Source organism: Dechloromonas sp. H13, assembly GCF_009469615.1.
Lineage (GTDB): Bacteria > Pseudomonadota > Gammaproteobacteria > Burkholderiales > Rhodocyclaceae > Azonexus.
This window is the reverse complement of sequence record NZ_SSXX01000001.1, coordinates 183,339-201,568: the sequence shown is the minus strand read 5'-3', so window position 1 is coordinate 201,568 and position 18,230 is coordinate 183,339. Positions and strand designations below refer to the sequence as shown.

Genomic DNA, 18,230 nt, shown 5'->3' with positions numbered 1-18,230 from the left:
CCCTGCCGGGCCGGTAACAGCGCTGAAACGAAGCTCTGCTCTAATGCGCGCCCTTTCCAGTTTTCCGGTGTCCGTTCATGAAGCATCGTCGTTCCGTTCGTGTCCTGTTCCTGTCCACCCTGCTCGTGTTCGCGCTGCCGCTTGCGGCGCAGGGAACCCCGGCCAGGGCCGGCGAGGCGCCCGCCGTCGCCCGCGATATTGCCGGCGCCGGCAACGTGCGCCTGCAGGCGCAGCGCGTCGCCAAGCTCTACCAGCAGGCCGGGCTGGGGTTGAATGCGCCGGCGGCGACGCGCCAGATCGGCGAGGCGGTGGCGCAGACCGACGCCGAGCTGAAGCGCCTCGAACGCTACGGCAGAAAACCGGCCATCCAGCGCACCTATGCGCGCAGCGAAACGGCCTGGCAGGAATTGCGCGCCACCGTCTACCAGCCCTACAGCCCGGCGACCGCCGAGCGGGCAAGCCAGCTGGCGGAAGAGCTGACCATCCACAGCGGCAAGCTGGCGCTGCAGATCGAGTCGGAAGCGGAAACGCCAGCCGGCCGCCTGATCGACGGTTCGGCGCGCCTCAACATGCTGGCCCAGCGCCTGGCCCGCCTCTACCTGCAGGCGCAGGCCGGCGACCGCTCGCACGGCCTGCTGGTCGATCTGGAGCAGACGCGCAAGGAATTCGCCACCGGCCTGCAGGAACTGGCGACGGCGCCGGAAAATTCGCCGGCCAGCCGCGACGCGCTGGGGCTGGCGAGAAACCAGTGGATCTTCTTCGACAGCGCCGTCCAGCAGTTGCGCGGCAAGGGCGCCGACGGCAAGGGGCCACAGAACGTGGCGACCACCAGCGAGCGGATCCAGGAAACGCTGGCCGCGGTCACCGTGCAGTACGTGCAGGATTTCCCGGGCGCCGCCGGCAAGGCCAGGTAGCGCCCGGTGCGCCCGCCAAGGGGCGGGGGCTGTGGCACAATCCGCCATTTCCCGGTTGCCGCACGCGCCATGAAACTCGCCCTGTCCCTGATCACCCTCATCCTGCTCGCGCTGATCGTGCCTTTCTTCATTCCCGGCGCCGGCAAACAGGCGGGCGTCGATCCCAACAGCAACCTGCCGTGGCAGATCGCCGTGGACGGGCAGGGCGGCAGCAGCGTTTTCGGCCTGCAGCCGGGCGTCAGCACGCTGGGCGACGTGCGCCGCAAGCTGGGCGACGAGATCGAGGTGGCGATCATCGCCACGCCGAACGAGATCGGCTCGCTGGAGGGCTACTATGCGCAGTTGCCGCTCGGTTTCGTGCTGGCCCGCCTGATCGTTACGGTCGACGCGCCGGACGAGGCGATTTCCGCGATGCGCGAACGCGCCGTCAAGGCCAAGCACATGGAGAGCACGACGCGTCGCATCACGCTGCACCCGGATGACCTGGCGGCTACCGACCGGCTGCCGATCCGCGCCATCGCCGTGATCCCGACGGTCAACCTGGACGAGGCGACGATCGTCCAGCGCTTCGGCGAGCCGGGCGAGCGCATCGCGGTTTCCGACAAGCGGACCCACCTGCTGTATCCGAAGCAGGGGCTGGACGTGGTGGTCGACAAGGACGGCAAGGAGCTGCTGCAGTACGTCGCGCCGCGCCAGTTCGCCAGCCTGCGCGAGCCGCTGCTCGCCGCGCCGGCGGAAGACGCGCCGCGTTGAGCGGGGCGCGTTCGCCGCTTATCTGCTAAAATTGCCCGTTTTTCAACTGACTAGCATCGCGGAGCAATCACATGGCTATCGAACGCACCCTTTCCATCATCAAGCCCGACGCCGTCGCCAAGAACGTCATCGGCCAGATCTATTCCCGCTTCGAAGGCGCCGGCCTCAAGGTCATCGCCGCCCGCATGACCTGGCTGTCCGCCCAGGAAGCCGGCCAGTTCTACGCCGTGCACAAGGAGCGCCCCTTCTTCAAGGATCTGGTCGAATTCATGACCTCCGGCCCGGTGATGATCCAGTGCCTGGAAGGCGAGAACGCCATCGCCAAGAACCGCGAACTGATGGGCGCCACCGACCCGAAGAAGGCTGATAAGGGCACCATCCGCGCCGATTTCGCCGAATCCATCGACGCCAATGCCGTGCATGGTTCGGACGCCCCGGAAACCGCCGCCGTGGAAATTGCCTTCTTCTTCCCGGGCATGAACACCTACGCTGGCCGCTAAGCAGCACCGCATGACCGTCAATCTGCTGGATTTCGATGCCGAAGGCCTGACCGCCTGGTTCGCGGAGCAGGGCGAAAAGCCCTTCCGTGCCAAGCAGGTGCTGCGCTGGATCCATCGTGCCGGCGTGGCGGACTTCGACGCCATGACCGACATCGCCAGGAGCTTGCGTGACAAGCTCAAGGCGCAGGCGGTCGTGGCGCCGCCGGCCGTCGTTTCCGACAAGCTGTCGGACGACGGCACGCGCAAGTTCCTGATCGACGTCGGCAACGGCAATGCCGTCGAAACGGTGTTCATACCGGAAGACGACCGCGGCACGCTGTGCATCTCGACGCAGGCCGGCTGCGCGCTCGACTGCGCCTTCTGTTCGACCGGCAAGCAGGGCTTCAACCGCAACCTGACGGTGGCCGAAATCATCGGCCAGCTGTGGCAGGCTAACAAGGCGCTGGGTGCGGTCCACGGCGACGAGCGGGTCATTTCCAACGTCGTGCTGATGGGCATGGGCGAGCCGCTCGCCAATTTCGAGAACTCGGTCACGGCGCTGCGCCTGATGCTCGACGACAACGCCTACGGCCTGTCGCGCCGCCGCGTCACGGTGTCGACGTCCGGGCTGGTGCCGGTCATCGACCGCCTGCGCGACGAATGCCCGGTGGCCCTCGCTGTTTCGCTGCACGCGCCGAACGACAAACTGCGCGACGAACTGGTGCCGATCAACCAGAAATACCCGCTCAAGGAACTGATGGCCGCCTGCCGGCGCTACCTGGACAAGGCGCCGCGCGACTTCATCACCTTCGAGTACATCATGCTCGACGGCATCAACGACAGCGATGCCCACGCCCGCGAACTGCTGGCGCTGGTCAGGAACGTCCACTGCAAGTTCAACCTGATCCCCTTTAACCCCTTCCCCGGCTCGCCGTTCCGACGTTCGCCGGCCGAACGGGTGCGGCGCTTCGCCGACATCCTGATGGGGGCGGGCATCGTTACCACGACGCGCAAGACGCGCGGCGACGATATAGACGCCGCCTGCGGCCAGCTGGCCGGACAGGTGCAGGACAAGACCCGGCGCACAGCCGGGCGCGTAATTCCCCTTCAGGAGCTTAGGCCATGAATGGCTCGATGATCAAAATCCGGATGGTGATGGCGTGCCTTGGCGCCAGCCTCGCCTTTTCCGCACAGGCGCAGCAGAGCCTGGAGTGGATGAAGGAAATGCCCGGCCAGAACCAGGGTGGCGGTCCGATCACGACCATCGTTCCGGAAAGCAACGCGCCGCAGGCCCGGCCGGCCGACCCCAAATATCGCGCGAAGATTCATACCGAGCTGGCTGCCGCCTATTTCGAGGCCGGCAACATGGCGGTCGCGCTCGACGAGATCCGCGTCGCCCTCGAGAACGATTCCAGCTACGTCCAAGCCTACAGCGTGCGCGGCCTGATCCACGCCCAGCTCAAGGAAAACGCCAAGGCCGAGGAGGATTTCCGCAAAGCGCTGAGCCTGGCGCCGAACAACCCCGAGGTCAATAACAACTACGGCTGGTACCTTTGCCAGTCCGGCCAGCCGCGCCAGTCGATCCAGTATTTCCTGAACGCGCTGAAGGACCCGCTGTACGACACGCCCGATGTCGCCTATTTCAACGCCGGCACCTGCGCGGTGAAAGCCGGCGATTTCGACGGGGCGCAGGGCTACCTGCTGAACTCGCTGCGCCTGGCGCGCGGTCCGGCGCCGGGAACGCGCTACCAGCTGGCCAACCTGTTCTACCAGCGCGGCAACCTCGACGAGGCGAAGATCTATCTGAACGAGGCCATCAAGGCGATGGATACGCCGTCGGCCGAAGCGCTCTGGCTCGGCGTCCGTCTCGAACGCAAACTCGGCAACAAGGCCGGGGAGGGCAGCTACGCGTCGCAATTGCGCAGCCGCTATCCGACATCGCTTGAATATCAGGCCTTCCTCAAGGGGAATTTCGAATGACCGAGTCGCAGAACCCGGATCTCGTTGCCGAGCAGTCCGCCGAGACGCCCTGCGACGGGGTGAGTGGCGTCGGCGCCCGCCTGCGCGTGGCGCGCGAATTGCGCCAGCTGAGCATCGACGAAGTGGCGATCGCCCTCAAGCTCGGCCCGCGCCAGGTCGCGTCGCTGGAGAACGGCGACTGGCAGGGCCTACCCGGCCAGACCTTCATCCGCGGCTTCGTGCGCAATTACGCCCGGCTGCTGCAGATCGACCCGGCGCCGCTGATGGATCACCTCGATGCGACGCTGGAAAAGCCGGTCGACACCCTGCACGTGCCGCAGAGCCGGCCGACGACGATGCCGAGCGGCCAGCCGCGCCGCGACCGGACGGTGGTCGTCGCCGGCCTCGTTCTCGTGGTGCTGGCGGGGCTGGCCTACGCCCTCTTGCCGAGTGACCTGTCGGCGCTGCGCGAGCGTGCCCAGGGGCTGATCGATTCCGTCTCGCGCAAGGATGCGGCGCCGGCAGCGACGCCCGCCACGCCGGTCGCCGCGCCCGCGCCGGCCGCGCCCGAACCGGTCTTTCCGCCGGGGGCGACGCCGCAGCAGGTGATGAATCCGCAGGTCCAGGCGCCGGTTGAAATGGCGCCGGCGCCGCTCGCCGCGCCGGCCGCCCAGGCGGCCCCCGCGGCGGCGGGCGCGCAGCTGCGCTTCGTATTCGCCGGGGAATCCTGGGTCGAAGTGCGCGACCGCGACAACAAGGTGGTTTTCTCGCAGCGCAGCCCGGCAGGCAGCGAGCAGGCGGTCAGCGGCCAGGGACCGCTGTCGCTGGTGATCGGCAACGCGGCCGGCGTCAGGCTGTTCTGGCGCGGCCAGGCCGTCGACCTGGCGCCGCACACCAAGGGCGAAGTCGCCCGCCTCGTTCTGGAGTAGTTTTTTGAGTGCTGTTGCCAAGCGCCTGACGCGCAGTTGCCTGATCGGCCACGTGAAAATCGGCGGCGATGCGCCGGTCGTCGTGCAGTCGATGACCAATACCGACACCGCCGATTTCCTGGCGACCGCCATCCAGTGCGCCGAACTGGCGCGCGCCGGCTCGGAACTGGTGCGCATCACGGTCAACTCGCCGGAAGCGGCGGCGGCCGTGCCGAAGATCCGCGAGCATCTCGACCGCATGAACTGCGCCGTGCCGCTGATCGGCGACTTCCACTACAACGGCCATCGCCTGCTGACCGAGCACCCGGCCTGCGCCGAGGCGCTCGCCAAGTACCGCATCAACCCCGGCAACGTCGGCTTCGGCCGCAAGAAGGACGAGCAGTTCGCGCAGATGGTCGAGCTGGCCTGCAAGTACGACAAGCCGGTACGCATCGGCGTCAACTGGGGCAGCCTCGACCAGGATCTGCTGGCGCGAATAATGGATGAAAATTCGCGTCGACCGCAGCCGCTCGACGCGACCGAGATCATGCGCCAGGCGATGGTCACCTCGGCGCTCGAGTCGGCGGCCAAGGCCGAGGAAGTAGGGCTGGCAGGCGACAAGATCATCCTCTCCTGCAAGGTGTCGAGCGTGCAGGACCTGATCGCCATCTACCGCGAATTGTCGAAGCGTGCCGACTACGCGCTGCACCTCGGCCTGACCGAGGCAGGCATGGGCTCCAAGGGCATCGTCGCGTCGACCGCGGCATTGTCGGTGCTGCTGCAGGAAGGCATCGGCGACACCATCCGTATTTCACTGACGCCGGAACCCGGCGGCTCGCGCAGCCAGGAAGTCATCGTCGGGCAGGAAATCCTGCAGACCATGGGCCTGCGCGCCTTCACGCCGATGGTCGCGGCCTGCCCGGGTTGCGGGCGGACGACGTCGACCTTCTTCCAGGAACTGGCTGGCGAGGTGCAGGATTTCGTCCGCGCGAAAATGCCGGAATGGAAGCTGCATTACGACGGCGCCGAGAACATGACGCTGGCCGTCATGGGCTGCATCGTCAATGGCCCCGGCGAATCGAAGCACGCCAACATCGGCATCTCGCTGCCGGGCACCGGCGAAGCGCCGTCGGCGCCGGTTTACGAGGACGGCCAGAAAACCGTCACGCTCAAGGGCGACCACATCGCCGCCGAATTCAAGGACATCATCGAGCGCTACGTCCAGCGCACCTACAAGAAGAAACTGCAAGCATGAGTCAGACGCTGCAAGCCGTGCGCGGGATGAACGATATCCTGCCCGACGAAGCCGAATTCTGGGAACTGTTCGAGGACACCATCCGTTCGTGGCTGAAGGCCTACGGCTACCGGCCGATCCGCCTGCCCATCGTCGAGCCGACGCCGCTCTTCAAGCGTGCCATCGGCGAAGTCACCGACATCGTCGAGAAGGAAATGTATTCCTTCATCGACAGCCTCAACGGCGAACCGCTGACTCTGCGCCCGGAAGGCACGGCCGGCTGCGTGCGCGCCGTGATCCAGCACAACCTGATCGCCCGCCAGCCGCAGCGCCTCTACTACATCGGCCAGATGTACCGCCATGAGCGGCCGCAGAAGGGGCGTTACCGGCAGTTCCACCAGGTCGGCGTCGAGGCCCTCGGCTATGCCGGTCCCGACATCGACGCCGAAATGATCCTGATGAGCGCCCGCCTGTGGGCCGACCTCGGGCTCGACGGCATCGAGCTCCAGCTCAACAGTCTCGGCCAGCCGGAAGAGCGCGCCCAGCATCGCGCGGCGCTGATTTCGTATTTCGAGGAACATGCCGAACTGCTCGACGAGGACGGCAAGCGCCGCCTGTACACCAACCCGCTGCGCATCCTCGACACCAAGAATCCGGCGCTGCAGGAACTGTGCGCCGCTGCGCCCAAGCTGATCGACTATCTCGGCGCCGAATCGCTCGCCCATTTCGAGGGTGTCCAGCGCGTGCTGCGCGACGCCGGCGTGCCCTTCACCATCAATCCGCGCCTGGTGCGCGGGCTGGATTACTACAACCTGACGGTCTTCGAGTGGGTCACCGATCGCCTCGGCGCGCAGGGCACGGTCTGTGCCGGCGGCCGCTACGACGGCCTGGTCGGCCAGCTCGGCGGCAAGCCGGCGCCGGCCTGCGGCTTCGCCATGGGCATCGAGCGCCTGATCGCGTTGATCAGCGATGCTGGCGGAGCGCCTGCCGCCCCGGCGCCTGATGTCTATGTCGTGCACCAGGGCGACGCCGCCTCGCGCCTCGCCTTCCGTGTCGCCGAAGGCTTGCGCGACCAGGGGATTTCCGTGCTGCTGCATTGCGGCGGAGGCAGCTTCAAGTCGCAGATGAAGAAGGCTGACGGCAGCGGCGCCACCTTCGCCGTGATCATCGGCGACGACGAGGCGGCCACCGGCGAAGCCCAGCTCAAGCCGCTGCGCGAGGAAGGCGCGGCGCAGCTGAAACTGAAAGTGGATGACCTGGCGGAAGCCATCATCGGACAATTGATCGATTCGGACGAAGAGGAATAAGCGCATGGCTCACTACGACCTCGAAGAACAGGAACAGATAGACACGCTGAAAACCTGGTGGAAGATGTACGGCAACCTCGTGACCGGGGTCGTCGTTGCCGCGTCGATCGGCGTCATCGGCTGGCAGGGCTGGAACTGGCACCAGCGCAGCCAGGCGGGCCAGGCCTCGGCCATCTACGGCGTGCTGGAGCAGGCCGCGGCGATGCGCGACGGCCAGAAGGTCAAGTCGGCGGCCGGCGAACTCGCCGAGAAGTTCGGCGGCACCACCTATGCCTGGCTGGGCGCGCTGGTCGCGGCGCGCCAGTCGTTCGACGCCGGCGACCTGAAGACCGCCAAGGCGCAGCTGACCTGGGCGGCCGACAATGCCAAGGACGAAGTCAAGGATCTGGCCCGCCTGCGCCTGGCCGCCGTGCTGCTCGACGAGAAGGCCTACGACGAGGCGCTGAAGCAGCTGGAGGCCGGCCATGCCGCCGCTTTCGATGCCCGCTTCCTGGAGCTCAAGGGCGACGTGCTGGCGGCCCAGGGCAAGGCGCCGGAAGCGCGGGCCGCCTACAAGGCGGCGCTGGACAAGGGCGAGGCGCGGACCGCCCGGGGTGGCGGTGCCGGGCGCGAACTGCTGCGCCAGAAGCTCGACAACCTGGGCGAGGCAGCATGATGGGGCAACGCATCCTGCCGCTGCTGGCCGCCGCCAGCCTGGTCGTCGCCGGCTGTTCGACGATGTCCGACGCCGTCGACAAGATCAACCCGTTCTCCTCGTCGGGGCCCAAGATGACCCCGCTGACGCCGATCACCACGAGCATCGACGTCCGCGACCAGTGGTCGGCCAGCATCGGCAAGGCCGGCGACTACACCTTCACGCCGGCCGTAGTCGGTTCGGCGGTCTATGTCGCCAGCCGCGACGGTGCGCTGAGCAAGCTGGTCGATGGTCGCGCGCAATGGTCGATCAAGGCGGAGCAGCCGCTGTCGGCCGGCGTCGGCGCCGATTCACGGCTGGTCGTCGTCGGTACCGCCAAGGGCGACGTGCTGGCCTTTTCCGCCGAGGATGGCAGGCCGCTGTGGCAGGGCAAGGTGACCAGCGAAGTGCTGGCGGCGCCGGCGGTCGGTTCCGACGGTGTCGTCGTCAAGAGTGGCGACAACCGCGTGGTGCTGCTCGATGCCGGCGACGGCACGCGCAAGTGGATCTATCAGCGGGCGACGCCGCCGCTCTCGCTACGCAGTTCGGCGCCGCCGGTCTTCGCCGACAAGTTCGTCTTCGTCGGTTTCCCGGGCGGCAAGCTGGTCGCCTTGGCGATGCAGAACGGCTCGCCGGTCTGGGAAGGGCCGATCGCCTCGCCCAAGGGCGCGACCGAACTGGATCGCGTGGCGGATGTCGTCACCGTGCCGGTGATCGACGGACGGATGATCTGCGCGGTCGCCTTCCAGGGCCGGATCGCCTGTTTCGACATGTCGCAGGGCGGTGCGCAGATGTGGGCGCGCGACATTTCGTCGGCCGCCGGCCTGGCGCTCGACAACCGCTACCTGTTCGTGACCGACGATCGCGGCGCCGTCCATGCGCTCGACCGCAATTCCGGCAGCAGCATGTGGAAGCAGGACAAGCTGCTCAATCGCCGCGTCTCCGGTCCGGCCGTCCAGCGCGGCGTGGTGGCGGTGGCCGATGGCGAAGGCATTGTCCATTTCCTGTCGCGCGAGGATGGCGGCTTCGTGGCGCGCCAGAAGATCGACGGCACGCCGGTGCGCACGCCGGTTCAGGCGCTCGGCGCGGGCTTCCTGGTGCAGACCAGCGGCGGCACCGTCAGCGCGATCGAGGCCCGATGAAACCTACCCTGGTCCTGGTCGGTCGCCCGAATGTCGGCAAATCGACGCTGTTCAACCGCCTGACGCGCTCGCGCGACGCCATCGTCGCCGACCTCCCCGGCCTGACGCGCGACCGCCACTACGGGCATGGCAAGCTGGGGCGCAAGCCTTACCTGGTGGTCGATACCGGCGGTTTCGAGCCGCTGGTCAAGGACGGCATCCTGCACGAAATGGCGCGCCAGACCGAGCAGGCGATCGCCGAGGCCGACGCGGTCATTTTCGTCGTCGACGCCCGGACCGGCATCACGCCGCACGACAAGGAAATCGCCAACAAGCTGCGGCGCCTGGCGCGGCCGGTGTTCGTTGCGGTCAACAAGGCGGAAGGCATGAATTCCGGCATGGTCGAGGCGGAGTTCCACGAACTCGGGCTCGGCGAGCCGAACGCCATCTCGTCGGCGCACGGCGAAGGCGTGCGCGGGCTGGTCGACCTGGCCCTCGCAGCGTTCCCGGAGCCGGAAGAGGAAGAAGAGAAATCCGACGCCGTGCGCGTCGCCATCGTCGGCCGCCCGAACGTCGGCAAATCGACGCTGATCAACACGCTGCTCGGCGAAGAGCGCGTCATCGCCTTCGACGCCCCGGGCACCACGCGCGATTCGATCGAGATCGACTTCGAGCGCGGGGGCAGGAAATACGTGCTGGTCGATACCGCCGGCATGCGCAAGCGCGGCAAGGTATTCGAGTCGATCGAGAAATTCTCGGTGGTCAAGACGCTGAAGGCGATCGAGGATGCCAACGTGGTCATCCTGATGGTGGACGCCCAGGCCGACGTTTCCGAGCAGGACGCCCACATCGCCGATTTCATCGTGCAGTCCGGCCGCGCGCTGGTGGTCGCGGTCAACAAGTGGGACGGGCTCGACGCCTACACGCGCGAACAGACCCGCCTCACCCTCCAGCGCAAGCTGAAATTCCTCGACTTCGCCAAGTTCCACTTCATTTCGGCGCGCGACAACATCGGCCTGCCGGCGCTGTTCCGCTCGGTCGACGCCGCTTACGCGGCAGCCATGACCAAGATGTCGACGCCGCGCCTGGCCCGCGTACTGGCCGACGCCGTGGCCCGCCAGGCGCCGCCCAAGCACGGGGTATTCCGGCCGAAGCCGCGCTACGCGCACCAAGGCGGTTCCAACCCGCCTATCATCGTCGTCCACGGCAATGCCGTCGACAAGATTACCGACAGCTACTGTCGCTATCTGGAACATACCTTCCGCGAAGCCTTCAAACTGCAGGGCACGCCGTTGCGTATCCAGTTCGTCACCAGCAAGAATCCGTTTGCTGACAAGGACAGGAAATAAAGCGCAAATATTTTGGCGCCCTGCAGCAATTTTCGGTACATTAGACAACTCATAACAACACACATGGAGCTCCACACCATGAGCAACAAAGGGCAACTCTTACAAGACCCCTTCCTCAACGCGCTCCGTCGCGAGCATGTTCCCGTCTCGATCTACCTGGTGAACGGGATCAAATTGCAGGGCCAGGTTGAATCCTTCGACCAGTACGTCGTACTGCTGAAGAACACGGTTACCCAGATGGTGTACAAACACGCCATCTCGACGGTGGTTCCGGCGCGCCCGGTCAACCTCCAGCAAGAACAGGCGGCGGAATAATAAGCGCTTGCTCTCCGGCCCGCTGGCCTGGCGGGCCAATGCTTCCCAAGCCAGGAAAAGCCCATGACTGAACGACCCGCCGCCGGCGAACGCGCGGTGATCGTTCAGCTCGACTTCGGTCAGCCCGATCTTGAGGATCAGTTGGAAGAGGTGCGCCTGCTGGCCGAATCGGCCGGCGGGGTGGTCGTCGCCGAAGTGTCGGGACGGCGCCACAGTCCCGATCCGAAGACCTTCGCCGGCAAGGGCAAGGTGCAGGAAATCGCCGCCATGCTGGCAGCCGGCGAAGCCGACCTGGTGATTTTCAACCACGAACTGTCGCCGGCCCAGGAACGCAACCTCGAACGCGAACTCAAATGTCGCGTGATTGACCGGACCAGCCTGATTCTCGACATCTTCGCCCTGCGCGCCGCCAGCGCCGAGGGCAAGCTGCAGGTCGAACTTGCCCAGCTCGAACATCTGTCCACGCGGCTGGTCCGCGGCTGGACACACCTCGAGCGGCAGCGTGGCGGCATCGGCATGCGCGGTCCCGGCGAAAAGCAGCTGGAAACCGACCGCCGGCTGCTCGGCAATCGCGTCAAGCTGCTCAAGGAGCGACTGGACAAGCTCTCCCGCCAGCGTGGCGTGCAGCGCAAGGCGCGGATGCGCGGCGACGTCCTCAACGTTTCGCTGGTCGGCTATACCAACGCCGGCAAGTCGACGCTGTTCAACGCGCTGACGCACGCCGGCGTCTATGCCGCCGACAAGCTATTCGCGACGCTTGACACCACCTCGCGCAAGCTGTGGATCGAAGGCGCCGGCAACATCGTCATTTCTGACACCGTCGGCTTCATCCGCGATCTGCCGCACTCGCTGGTCGACGCCTTTCATGCCACGCTGGAGGCGGCGATCGACGCCGACGTGCTGCTGCACGTGGTCGACAGCGCCAGCCACGCCCGCGACGAGCAGATGGCCGAGGTCGACAAGGTCCTCGCCGAGATCGGCGCCCACGACCTCCGCCAGGTGATCGTCTGGAACAAGATCGACCTGACCGAGGCGGCGCCGGGAGTCGAGCGGGACGAATATGGTAATATCGCGCGCGTTCGCGTCAGTGCGCGGTCAGGCGAGGGGCTCGATCTGCTGCGCGAAGCCCTTGCCGAATATGCCTGCAGCAAGGCCGAGAACCGCCGGGCGGCATTGGCGGCATCCGCGCGCGAAGCACAACCAGACTACATAAACTGATCCCCGACCTACATGATCCCGACCCTAGGAATTTTCATGTCACTCAACGACCCGCAGTGGGGTAACCGCGGCGAAGGCGACGGCGACAAGCCCGGTGGCCCGCGCCGGCCGAACCAGGGGCCGCCCGACCTCGAAGAGCTGTGGCGCGACTTCAACCGCAAGCTGAACGGCATGTTCGGCAAGAAGGGCGGCGGCGGTGGCAACAACGGGGGCGGCGGCGACGGTCCGCGCCTGCCGCAGATCGACCTCAATCCGAAATTCCTCGGCGGCGGCGTCGGCCTGCTTGTCGCGCTCGCCTTCATCGTCTGGCTCGCTTCCGGTTTCTATATCGTCGATGCCTCGCAGCGCGGCATCGTGCTGCAGTTCGGCAAGTACAAGGAAACGACCGAGCCCGGCCTGCGCTGGCGCCTGCCGTATCCGATCCAGTCGGTCGACCTGGTCAACCTGACCGGTGTACGCACCATCGAGATCGGCTATCGCGGCAGCGAGCGCAACAAGGTGCTGCGCGAGGCGCTGATGCTGACCGATGACGAGAACATCGTGAACATCCAGTTCGCGGTGCAGTATTTCCTCAACGATCCGAGCGACTACCTGTTCAACAACCGCCATCCCGACGATGCGGTGATGGGCGCCGCCGAAACCGCGGTGCGCGAGATCGTCGGCAAGAGCCGGATGGACTTCGTTCTCTACGAAGGCCGCGAGCAGATCGCCGCCCAGGCCGCCAAGCTGATGCAGGAGATCCTCGACCGCTACAACAGCGGCATCCTGATTTCCAAGGTCACGATGCAGAACGCCCAGCCGCCGGAACAAGTGCAGGCGGCCTTCGACGACGCGGTCAAGGCCGGCCAGGATCGCGAGCGCCAGAAGAACGAAGGCCAGGCCTACGCCAACGACGTGATTCCCAAGGCCAAGGGCACCGCGGCGCGCCTGATGGAAGAAGCCAGCGGCCACAAGCAGCGCGTGATCTCGACGGCCGAAGGCGATGCCTCGCGCTTCAAGCAGGTGCAGACCGAATATGCCAAGGCGCCGGAAGTGACCCGCCAGCGCATGTATCTGGAAACCATGCAGCAGATCTACGCGAACACCAGCAAGGTCATGGTCGATGCCAAGGGACAGGGCAATCTGCTCTATCTGCCGCTCGACAAGCTGATGCAGGGGGCCGGCGCGGTTGCCGCGGCGCCCGCCGCCGCGGATGCCGGCACGGCGCCGCAGGCGGCGGCCAGGACGGCGGCGCCGACCTCCAACGAATCGCCGCCGCAGCTCGACAGTTCGCTGAGCAACCAGAGCCGTCCGCGCGAGCCGTCGCTGCGTTCTCGTGATCGGGAGTCCCGTTGATGAATCAGAAATTCAATTTACTGGCGGCGGTCGTCGTGACCGTGCTGGTCCTGGTCGCCATGTCGATTTTCACCGTCGATCAGCGCCAGTACGCCCTGGTCTTCCAGCTGGGCGAAGTCAAGCGGGTGATCACCGAGCCGGGCCTGAACTTCAAGATCCCGATGATCCAGAACGTCCGCTATTTCGACCGGCGCATCCTGACGCTGGACAACAACGAGCCAGAGCGTTTCATCACCTCCGAGAAGAAGAACGTGCTGGTCGATTCCTACATCAAGTGGCGGATCGTCGATCCCAAGCTCTACTACATCTCGGTCGGCGGTGACGAGGCGCGTGCCAAGACCCGCCTGAACCAGACGGTGAATGCCGGGCTGCGCGAAGAGTTCGGCAAGCGCACCGTGCATGACGTGATTTCCGGCGAACGCGAGCGGATCATGGAGGACATGCGGGTCAAGGCCGATGCCGATGCGCGCAAGATCGGCGTGCAGATCGTCGACGTCCGCCTGAAGCGGGTCGAACTGCCGAGCGAGGTCAGCGAGGCCGTCTATCGCCGCATGGAGGCCGAGCGCAAGCGGGTGGCCAACGAACTGCGCTCGGAAGGCGCGGCCGAGGCGGAGAAGATTCGTGCCGACGCCGACCGCCAGCGCGAGGTGATCATCGCCAACGCCTACCGCGATGCCCAGAAGATCAAGGGCGAGGGCGATGCCCAGGCGACCGCCATCTACGGCCAGGCATTCGGCCAAAACCCCGAGTTCTACGCCTTCTATCGCAGCCTGGAAGCCTATCGCGGCAGTTTCAGGAACAAGAGCGACGTGCTCGTGGTGGAACCCAATTCCGATTTCTTCAAGTACATGAAGGGCACCGGGCGCGGGAACGACAAAGGCAAATGACCTCGACGTTGCTGCTGGCCTTCGCGCTGATGCTGGTGCTCGAAGGCCTCATGCCCTTCATCGCGCCGGCGGCGTGGCGTGAAACCTTCCGCCGACTCGTTCAACTCACGGACGGGCAGATTCGTTTCATCGGTTTGACTTCGATGATCGTCGGCCTCGTCCTGATCATGGTCTTTTCATGAACTGGCTGTTACCCGAATACATCGCCGACGCCCTCCCGGCCGAGGCCGAACGCATCGAGCGTCTGCGCCGTGCGCTGCTCGACCACTTCCGCAGCCACGGCTTCGAGTTCGTCATGCCGCCGATGCTCGAATATCTCGAGTCGCTGCTGACCGGCGCCGGGCAGGATCTCAAGCTGCGTACCTTCAAGCTGGTCGACCAGCTTTCCGGGCGCACGATGGGCGTCCGCGCCGACATCACGCCGCAGACCGCGCGCATCGACGCCCATCTGCTCAACCACCGCGGCGTCACCCGCCTGTGCTACTGCGACAGCGTGCTGCACACCCTGCCGGCGACGATTTCGGCTAGCCGCGAGCCGGTGCAGATCGGCGCCGAGCTATACGGCCACGCCGGCATCGCCGCCGACCTCGCGGTGATCCGCCTGATGGCGGGCGCCTTCGCCCGGATCAAGGTGCCGGTCAGCCGCATCGACCTCGGCCATGTCGGCATTTTCCGCGCCCTGGCCGAAGCGGCCGGGCTGCCGCAGGAATCGGAGGAAACGGTGCTCAGCCTGCTGCAGGCCAAGGACGTGCCGGGTCTCTGCGAAGCGTGCGCCGACGTGCCTACGCCGTACCGCGAGGCCCTGCAGCGCCTGCCGCAGCTCTACGGCGGCGTCGAGGTACTCGAGCGCGCCGCCGCCGAGCTGCCGGCCCTGCCGACGATCGCCGCGGCGCTGGAAGGCCTGCGTCATCTCGTGGCATCGGCGCCCGACCTGCCGTTTTCGGTCGATCTGTCCGATCTGCGCGGCTACCATTATCACAACGGCGTCGTCTTCGCCGCCTACTGCCCGGGCTATCCGGCGGCGATCGCGCTCGGCGGCCGCTACGACGGTGCCGGCAAGGCGTTCGGGCGCGATCGTCCGGCCACCGGCTTCTCGATGGACCTGCGCGAGGTGGCGCGCCTGGCGCCGGTCGGCAAGCCGGCGGGGGCGATCCTGGCGCCCTCGGCCGCCCACGATGCGAAGCTTGCAGCGCACATCGCGGCGCTGCGCGAACAGGGAGAGGTTGTCGTCGAACTGCTGCCGGGCGAAAACGCCTGCGAGGGGCCGGTCTGCGACAGAAAGCTCGCGCAGGTCGGCGAGCACTGGATTATCGAAGCAATACAAGAGGACTAGAAAATGGCCAAGAATGTCATCGTCGTGGGGACCCAGTGGGGCGACGAGGGGAAGGGAAAGATCGTCGACTGGCTGACCGACCACGCCCAGGGCGTCGTGCGTTTCCAGGGGGGACATAACGCCGGCCATACGCTGGTCGTCGGCGAGCAGGTCTACAAGCTGAACCTGGTGCCTTCGGGCATCGTGCGCGACGGCGTGAACTGCTATATCGGCAACGGCGTCGTGCTCGACATCCATCACCTGCTGGCCGAGATCGCCGAGCTCGAAAAGGGCGGCATCGACGTCCGCTCGCGCCTCAAGATCAGCCCGGGCTGCCCGCTGATCCTGCCCTACCATTCGGCCATCGACAAGGCGCGCGAAGCCGCCAAGGCCGGCGACAAGAAGATCGGCACGACCGGCAAGGGCATCGGGCCGACCTACGAGGACAAGGTTTCCCGGCGCGGCCTGCGCGTCTACGACCTGTTCCATCCCGAGCGCTTCGCCGAGAAGCTCAAGGAAATCCTCGACTACCACAACTTCGTGCTGACGCAATATTTCAAGGCTGATCCGGTCGATTTCCAGGCCGTCTACGACCAGGCGATGGCCGATGCCGAGCAGATCCGCCCGCTGGTCGCCGATGTTTCCGCCGCGCTCTACGAGGCCAACCAGGCCGGCCAGAACCTGCTGTTCGAAGGCGCCCAGGGCACCCTGCTCGACATCGACCACGGCACCTATCCCTTCGTCACCTCGTCCAACTGCGTCGCCGGCCAGGCGGCGGCCGGTGCCGGCATCGGCCCCGGCATGCTGCATTACGTGCTGGGCATTACCAAGGCCTACTGCACGCGCGTCGGCGGCGGCCCGTTCCCGAGCGAGCTGGACATCGAGACGCCGGGCGTTCCCGGCTACCAGATGTCGCAGGTCGGCAAGGAATTCGGCACCGTCACCGGGCGCAAGCGCCGCTGCGGCTGGTTCGACGCTGCCGCGCTGCGCCGCTCCGGCCGCATCAACGGCCTCACCGGCCTGTGCATCACCAAGCTGGACGTCCTCGACGGCCTCGAAGAGCTGAAGATCTGCAACGGCTACAAACTGGACGGCAAGGTCGTCGACCTGCTGCCGATCGGCGCCGACGAGGTCGCCAGCTGCGAGCCGATCTACGAGACGATGCCCGGCTGGAAGGACAGCACCTTCGGCGTAAAGCGCTGGGAAGACCTGCCGCCCAATGCCCAGGCCTACCTCAACCGCCTGGAGCAGCTGTGCCAGGTGCCGATCGCCATCGTCTCCACCGGCCCCGAGCGCGACGAGACCATTCTCCGCCAGCATCCGTTCAAGTGAGCGATGGACAGGTGCCGGGATGGCACCTGCTGCGGTCAACGGGCCTGAACGGCCCGTTTTTCGTTGACGATCGGCTGCGGCGCACCGGGCGTCGAATAGTCGGCGGTCGCCAGCTGCCGGAAGCGCGGTTCGAAGACGTAGGGTGGATTGCCGACGTAGAAGCGCACCGGCAGCGAGCGCATGGCGAAGCCGGCGGCGGTCGGCACCGGCTTCTGCACGACGAAATGCAGGTGGGGCCCGGACGTGTAGCCGGTGGCACCGGAATGGCCGATCAGCGTGCCGGCCGCCACGCGCTGTCCGGGCGTCACGCTGACGCCGCCGGGCGCCAGGTGGGCATAGGTGGCGATGGTTTCGTCGGCGTGCAGGATGCGCACGTAGTTGGCCATCGCCAGCAGCACGCGGTCGCGGCCGCCGTAGCGGTTGGCGGATTCGGTCTCGATCACGGTACCGGCGCGCGCGGCGACGACGGGCGTGTTTTCCGGCATGTTGAAATCGACGGCGTACTCGCTGTCGGCGGCGGTGTGCGTGGTCAGCGGCCCGTCGGCGGCCTGGCTGATGACGAAGCTGCCGCCGTCGGCGAAGGGCAGCCGGTAGAGCGCCTGCGGATCGTGCTGCGCATGGAAGTTGCCGGGATGGTAGGCGGACTGGCTGGAGAAGCGCAGGCTGCGCCCCGGATCGGCCGGACGCACCTGCAGCAGGACCAGGTCGCTGTAGGGGCGGACCACGGCGAGGACCGGCAGCGGCTGCGAGACGACGACGTTCTGCGCGACGCTCAGGGTCAGCCTGACCGAGACCGGCGCCGGCCCGCGGTTGCTGGCGATCACGTTCTGGCCGGCGCCGCTGCGTTCGGCGGTCACGGTGAACGGATAGGGCGCCCCGGCGCCGATGGCCGGCAGCCAGGCCAGCAGCAGACAGAACAGCAACAGGGCACGCATCGGATCGGGCAGGCGGGAGGAGAGTGGCAGCGCTTCACTCTACGGCTTTGGCCGCATTTGGTCTACGCGACGGTCAGCGATTGTTACAGGGCACTGCGGCACCCTGTGAGACAATCGCCGGCGAAACAGTCGCTGCCTGTCGCGGTCGACCATGTTCCGAAGGCGGAAATGAAAAAAGGCCTTGTCAAGACAAGGCCTT

The 18,230-nt window shown here is 66.5% G+C and carries 19 protein-coding genes; 18 read left to right on the top strand and 1 reads right to left on the bottom strand.

What is annotated here, in order from left to right; genetic code table 11:
* Nucleotides 1–77 precede the first annotated feature (77 nt).
* The 18 genes from GH660_RS00970 to GH660_RS00885 all read left to right on the top strand — a co-directional run bounded on the left by GH660_RS00970 (nt 78) and on the right by GH660_RS00885 (nt 17,096).
* Nucleotides 78–914 carry a type IV pili methyl-accepting chemotaxis transducer N-terminal domain-containing protein gene (locus GH660_RS00970; RefSeq protein ID WP_153144706.1) on the top strand — a complete coding sequence of 279 codons (837 nt, stop codon included), beginning with the start codon at nt 78–80 and terminating at the stop codon, nt 912–914.
* A 69-nt stretch (nt 915–983) separates the two neighbouring features.
* The gene (locus GH660_RS00965; protein WP_153144705.1) at nt 984–1,667 is read left to right on the top strand and encodes a hypothetical protein; all 684 of its coding nucleotides are present in this window, start codon (nt 984–986) and stop codon (nt 1,665–1,667) included.
* A 71-nt stretch (nt 1,668–1,738) separates the two neighbouring features.
* Nucleotides 1,739–2,167, top strand: a complete 429-nt coding sequence (gene ndk, locus GH660_RS00960) for a nucleoside-diphosphate kinase (protein WP_153144704.1) — start codon at nt 1,739–1,741, stop codon at nt 2,165–2,167.
* Between the two features lie 10 nt (nt 2,168–2,177).
* On the top strand, nt 2,178–3,272 hold the full coding sequence (gene rlmN / locus GH660_RS00955) for a 23S rRNA (adenine(2503)-C(2))-methyltransferase RlmN (protein WP_153144703.1): 1,095 nt from the start codon (nt 2,178–2,180) through the stop codon (nt 3,270–3,272).
* Complete coding sequence (gene pilW, locus GH660_RS00950; protein WP_228276309.1) at nt 3,269–4,126, top strand: type IV pilus biogenesis/stability protein PilW; 858 nt, start codon at nt 3,269–3,271, stop codon at nt 4,124–4,126. Before rlmN ends, pilW begins: the two co-directional genes overlap by 4 nt.
* Nucleotides 4,123–5,034 (top strand): RodZ domain-containing protein, encoded by a 912-nt coding sequence (locus GH660_RS00945; protein WP_153144702.1) that lies wholly within the window; start codon nt 4,123–4,125, stop codon nt 5,032–5,034. Before pilW ends, GH660_RS00945 begins: the two co-directional genes overlap by 4 nt.
* Before the next feature lie 4 nt (nt 5,035–5,038).
* The gene (ispG, locus tag GH660_RS00940; RefSeq protein WP_153144701.1) at nt 5,039–6,268 is read left to right on the top strand and encodes a flavodoxin-dependent (E)-4-hydroxy-3-methylbut-2-enyl-diphosphate synthase; all 1,230 of its coding nucleotides are present in this window, start codon (nt 5,039–5,041) and stop codon (nt 6,266–6,268) included.
* Nucleotides 6,265–7,554 (top strand): histidine--tRNA ligase, encoded by a 1,290-nt coding sequence (gene hisS / locus GH660_RS00935; protein WP_153144700.1) that lies wholly within the window; start codon nt 6,265–6,267, stop codon nt 7,552–7,554. Before ispG ends, hisS begins: the two co-directional genes overlap by 4 nt.
* Before the next feature lie 4 nt (nt 7,555–7,558).
* The gene (locus GH660_RS00930) at nt 7,559–8,209 is read left to right on the top strand and encodes a tetratricopeptide repeat protein (protein ID WP_153144699.1); all 651 of its coding nucleotides are present in this window, start codon (nt 7,559–7,561) and stop codon (nt 8,207–8,209) included.
* Complete coding sequence (gene bamB / locus GH660_RS00925) at nt 8,206–9,369, top strand: outer membrane protein assembly factor BamB (RefSeq protein ID WP_228276308.1); 1,164 nt, start codon at nt 8,206–8,208, stop codon at nt 9,367–9,369. The genes GH660_RS00930 and bamB overlap by 4 nt, the downstream gene beginning before the upstream one ends.
* On the top strand, nt 9,366–10,697 hold the full coding sequence (gene der / locus GH660_RS00920) for a ribosome biogenesis GTPase Der (protein WP_153144698.1): 1,332 nt from the start codon (nt 9,366–9,368) through the stop codon (nt 10,695–10,697). Before bamB ends, der begins: the two co-directional genes overlap by 4 nt.
* Before the next feature lie 78 nt (nt 10,698–10,775).
* On the top strand, nt 10,776–11,012 hold the full coding sequence (hfq, locus tag GH660_RS00915) for an RNA chaperone Hfq (protein WP_011288708.1): 237 nt from the start codon (nt 10,776–10,778) through the stop codon (nt 11,010–11,012).
* Between the two features lie 63 nt (nt 11,013–11,075).
* Complete coding sequence (gene hflX / locus GH660_RS00910) at nt 11,076–12,230, top strand: GTPase HflX (RefSeq protein ID WP_153144697.1); 1,155 nt, start codon at nt 11,076–11,078, stop codon at nt 12,228–12,230.
* Between the two features lie 36 nt (nt 12,231–12,266).
* Nucleotides 12,267–13,565: an FtsH protease activity modulator HflK gene (hflK, locus tag GH660_RS00905; protein WP_153144696.1), complete on the top strand. Its 1,299-nt coding sequence runs from the start codon at nt 12,267–12,269 to the stop codon at nt 13,563–13,565.
* Nucleotides 13,565–14,452, top strand: a complete 888-nt coding sequence (gene hflC, locus GH660_RS00900; protein ID WP_153144695.1) for a protease modulator HflC — start codon at nt 13,565–13,567, stop codon at nt 14,450–14,452. Before hflK ends, hflC begins: the two co-directional genes overlap by 1 nt.
* On the top strand, nt 14,449–14,634 hold the full coding sequence (locus tag GH660_RS00895; protein WP_153144694.1) for a DUF2065 domain-containing protein: 186 nt from the start codon (nt 14,449–14,451) through the stop codon (nt 14,632–14,634). The genes hflC and GH660_RS00895 overlap by 4 nt, the downstream gene beginning before the upstream one ends.
* Complete coding sequence (locus tag GH660_RS00890; RefSeq protein ID WP_153144693.1) at nt 14,631–15,785, top strand: ATP phosphoribosyltransferase regulatory subunit; 1,155 nt, start codon at nt 14,631–14,633, stop codon at nt 15,783–15,785. The genes GH660_RS00895 and GH660_RS00890 overlap by 4 nt, the downstream gene beginning before the upstream one ends.
* A gap of 3 nt (nt 15,786–15,788) precedes the next feature.
* On the top strand, nt 15,789–17,096 hold the full coding sequence (locus tag GH660_RS00885) for an adenylosuccinate synthase (protein WP_153144692.1): 1,308 nt from the start codon (nt 15,789–15,791) through the stop codon (nt 17,094–17,096).
* Nucleotides 17,097–17,131: 35 nt separating this feature from the next.
* On the opposite strand, the gene GH660_RS00880 is transcribed toward GH660_RS00885, so the two are convergent.
* A complete protein-coding gene (locus GH660_RS00880) occupies nt 17,132–18,031 on the bottom strand; it encodes a M23 family metallopeptidase (protein WP_153144691.1) in 900 nt (299 codons plus the stop codon).
* Nucleotides 18,032–18,230 lie beyond the last annotated feature (199 nt).

Bases quoted from the DNA above. Each gene is read 5' to 3' on its own strand.
- GH660_RS00970 (WP_153144706.1), top strand. From the start codon at position 78: ATGAAGCATCGTCGTTCCGTTCGTGTCCTGTTCCTGTCCACCCTGCTC.
- GH660_RS00965 (WP_153144705.1), top strand. From the start codon at position 984: ATGAAACTCGCCCTGTCCCTGATCACCCTCATCCTGCTCGCGCTGATC.
- ndk (WP_153144704.1), top strand. From the start codon at position 1,739: ATGGCTATCGAACGCACCCTTTCCATCATCAAGCCCGACGCCGTCGCC.
- rlmN (WP_153144703.1), top strand. From the start codon at position 2,178: ATGACCGTCAATCTGCTGGATTTCGATGCCGAAGGCCTGACCGCCTGG.
- pilW (WP_228276309.1), top strand. From the start codon at position 3,269: ATGAATGGCTCGATGATCAAAATCCGGATGGTGATGGCGTGCCTTGGC.
- GH660_RS00945 (WP_153144702.1), top strand. From the start codon at position 4,123: ATGACCGAGTCGCAGAACCCGGATCTCGTTGCCGAGCAGTCCGCCGAG.
- hisS (WP_153144700.1), top strand. From the start codon at position 6,265: ATGAGTCAGACGCTGCAAGCCGTGCGCGGGATGAACGATATCCTGCCC.
- GH660_RS00930 (WP_153144699.1), top strand. From the start codon at position 7,559: ATGGCTCACTACGACCTCGAAGAACAGGAACAGATAGACACGCTGAAA.
- bamB (WP_228276308.1), top strand. From the start codon at position 8,206: ATGATGGGGCAACGCATCCTGCCGCTGCTGGCCGCCGCCAGCCTGGTC.
- der (WP_153144698.1), top strand. From the start codon at position 9,366: ATGAAACCTACCCTGGTCCTGGTCGGTCGCCCGAATGTCGGCAAATCG.
- hfq (WP_011288708.1), top strand. From the start codon at position 10,776: ATGAGCAACAAAGGGCAACTCTTACAAGACCCCTTCCTCAACGCGCTC.
- hflX (WP_153144697.1), top strand. From the start codon at position 11,076: ATGACTGAACGACCCGCCGCCGGCGAACGCGCGGTGATCGTTCAGCTC.
- hflK (WP_153144696.1), top strand. From the start codon at position 12,267: ATGTCACTCAACGACCCGCAGTGGGGTAACCGCGGCGAAGGCGACGGC.
- hflC (WP_153144695.1), top strand. From the start codon at position 13,565: ATGAATCAGAAATTCAATTTACTGGCGGCGGTCGTCGTGACCGTGCTG.
- GH660_RS00895 (WP_153144694.1), top strand. From the start codon at position 14,449: ATGACCTCGACGTTGCTGCTGGCCTTCGCGCTGATGCTGGTGCTCGAA.
- GH660_RS00890 (WP_153144693.1), top strand. From the start codon at position 14,631: ATGAACTGGCTGTTACCCGAATACATCGCCGACGCCCTCCCGGCCGAG.
- GH660_RS00885 (WP_153144692.1), top strand. From the start codon at position 15,789: ATGGCCAAGAATGTCATCGTCGTGGGGACCCAGTGGGGCGACGAGGGG.
- GH660_RS00880 (WP_153144691.1), bottom strand. From the start codon at position 18,031: ATGCGTGCCCTGTTGCTGTTCTGTCTGCTGCTGGCCTGGCTGCCGGCC.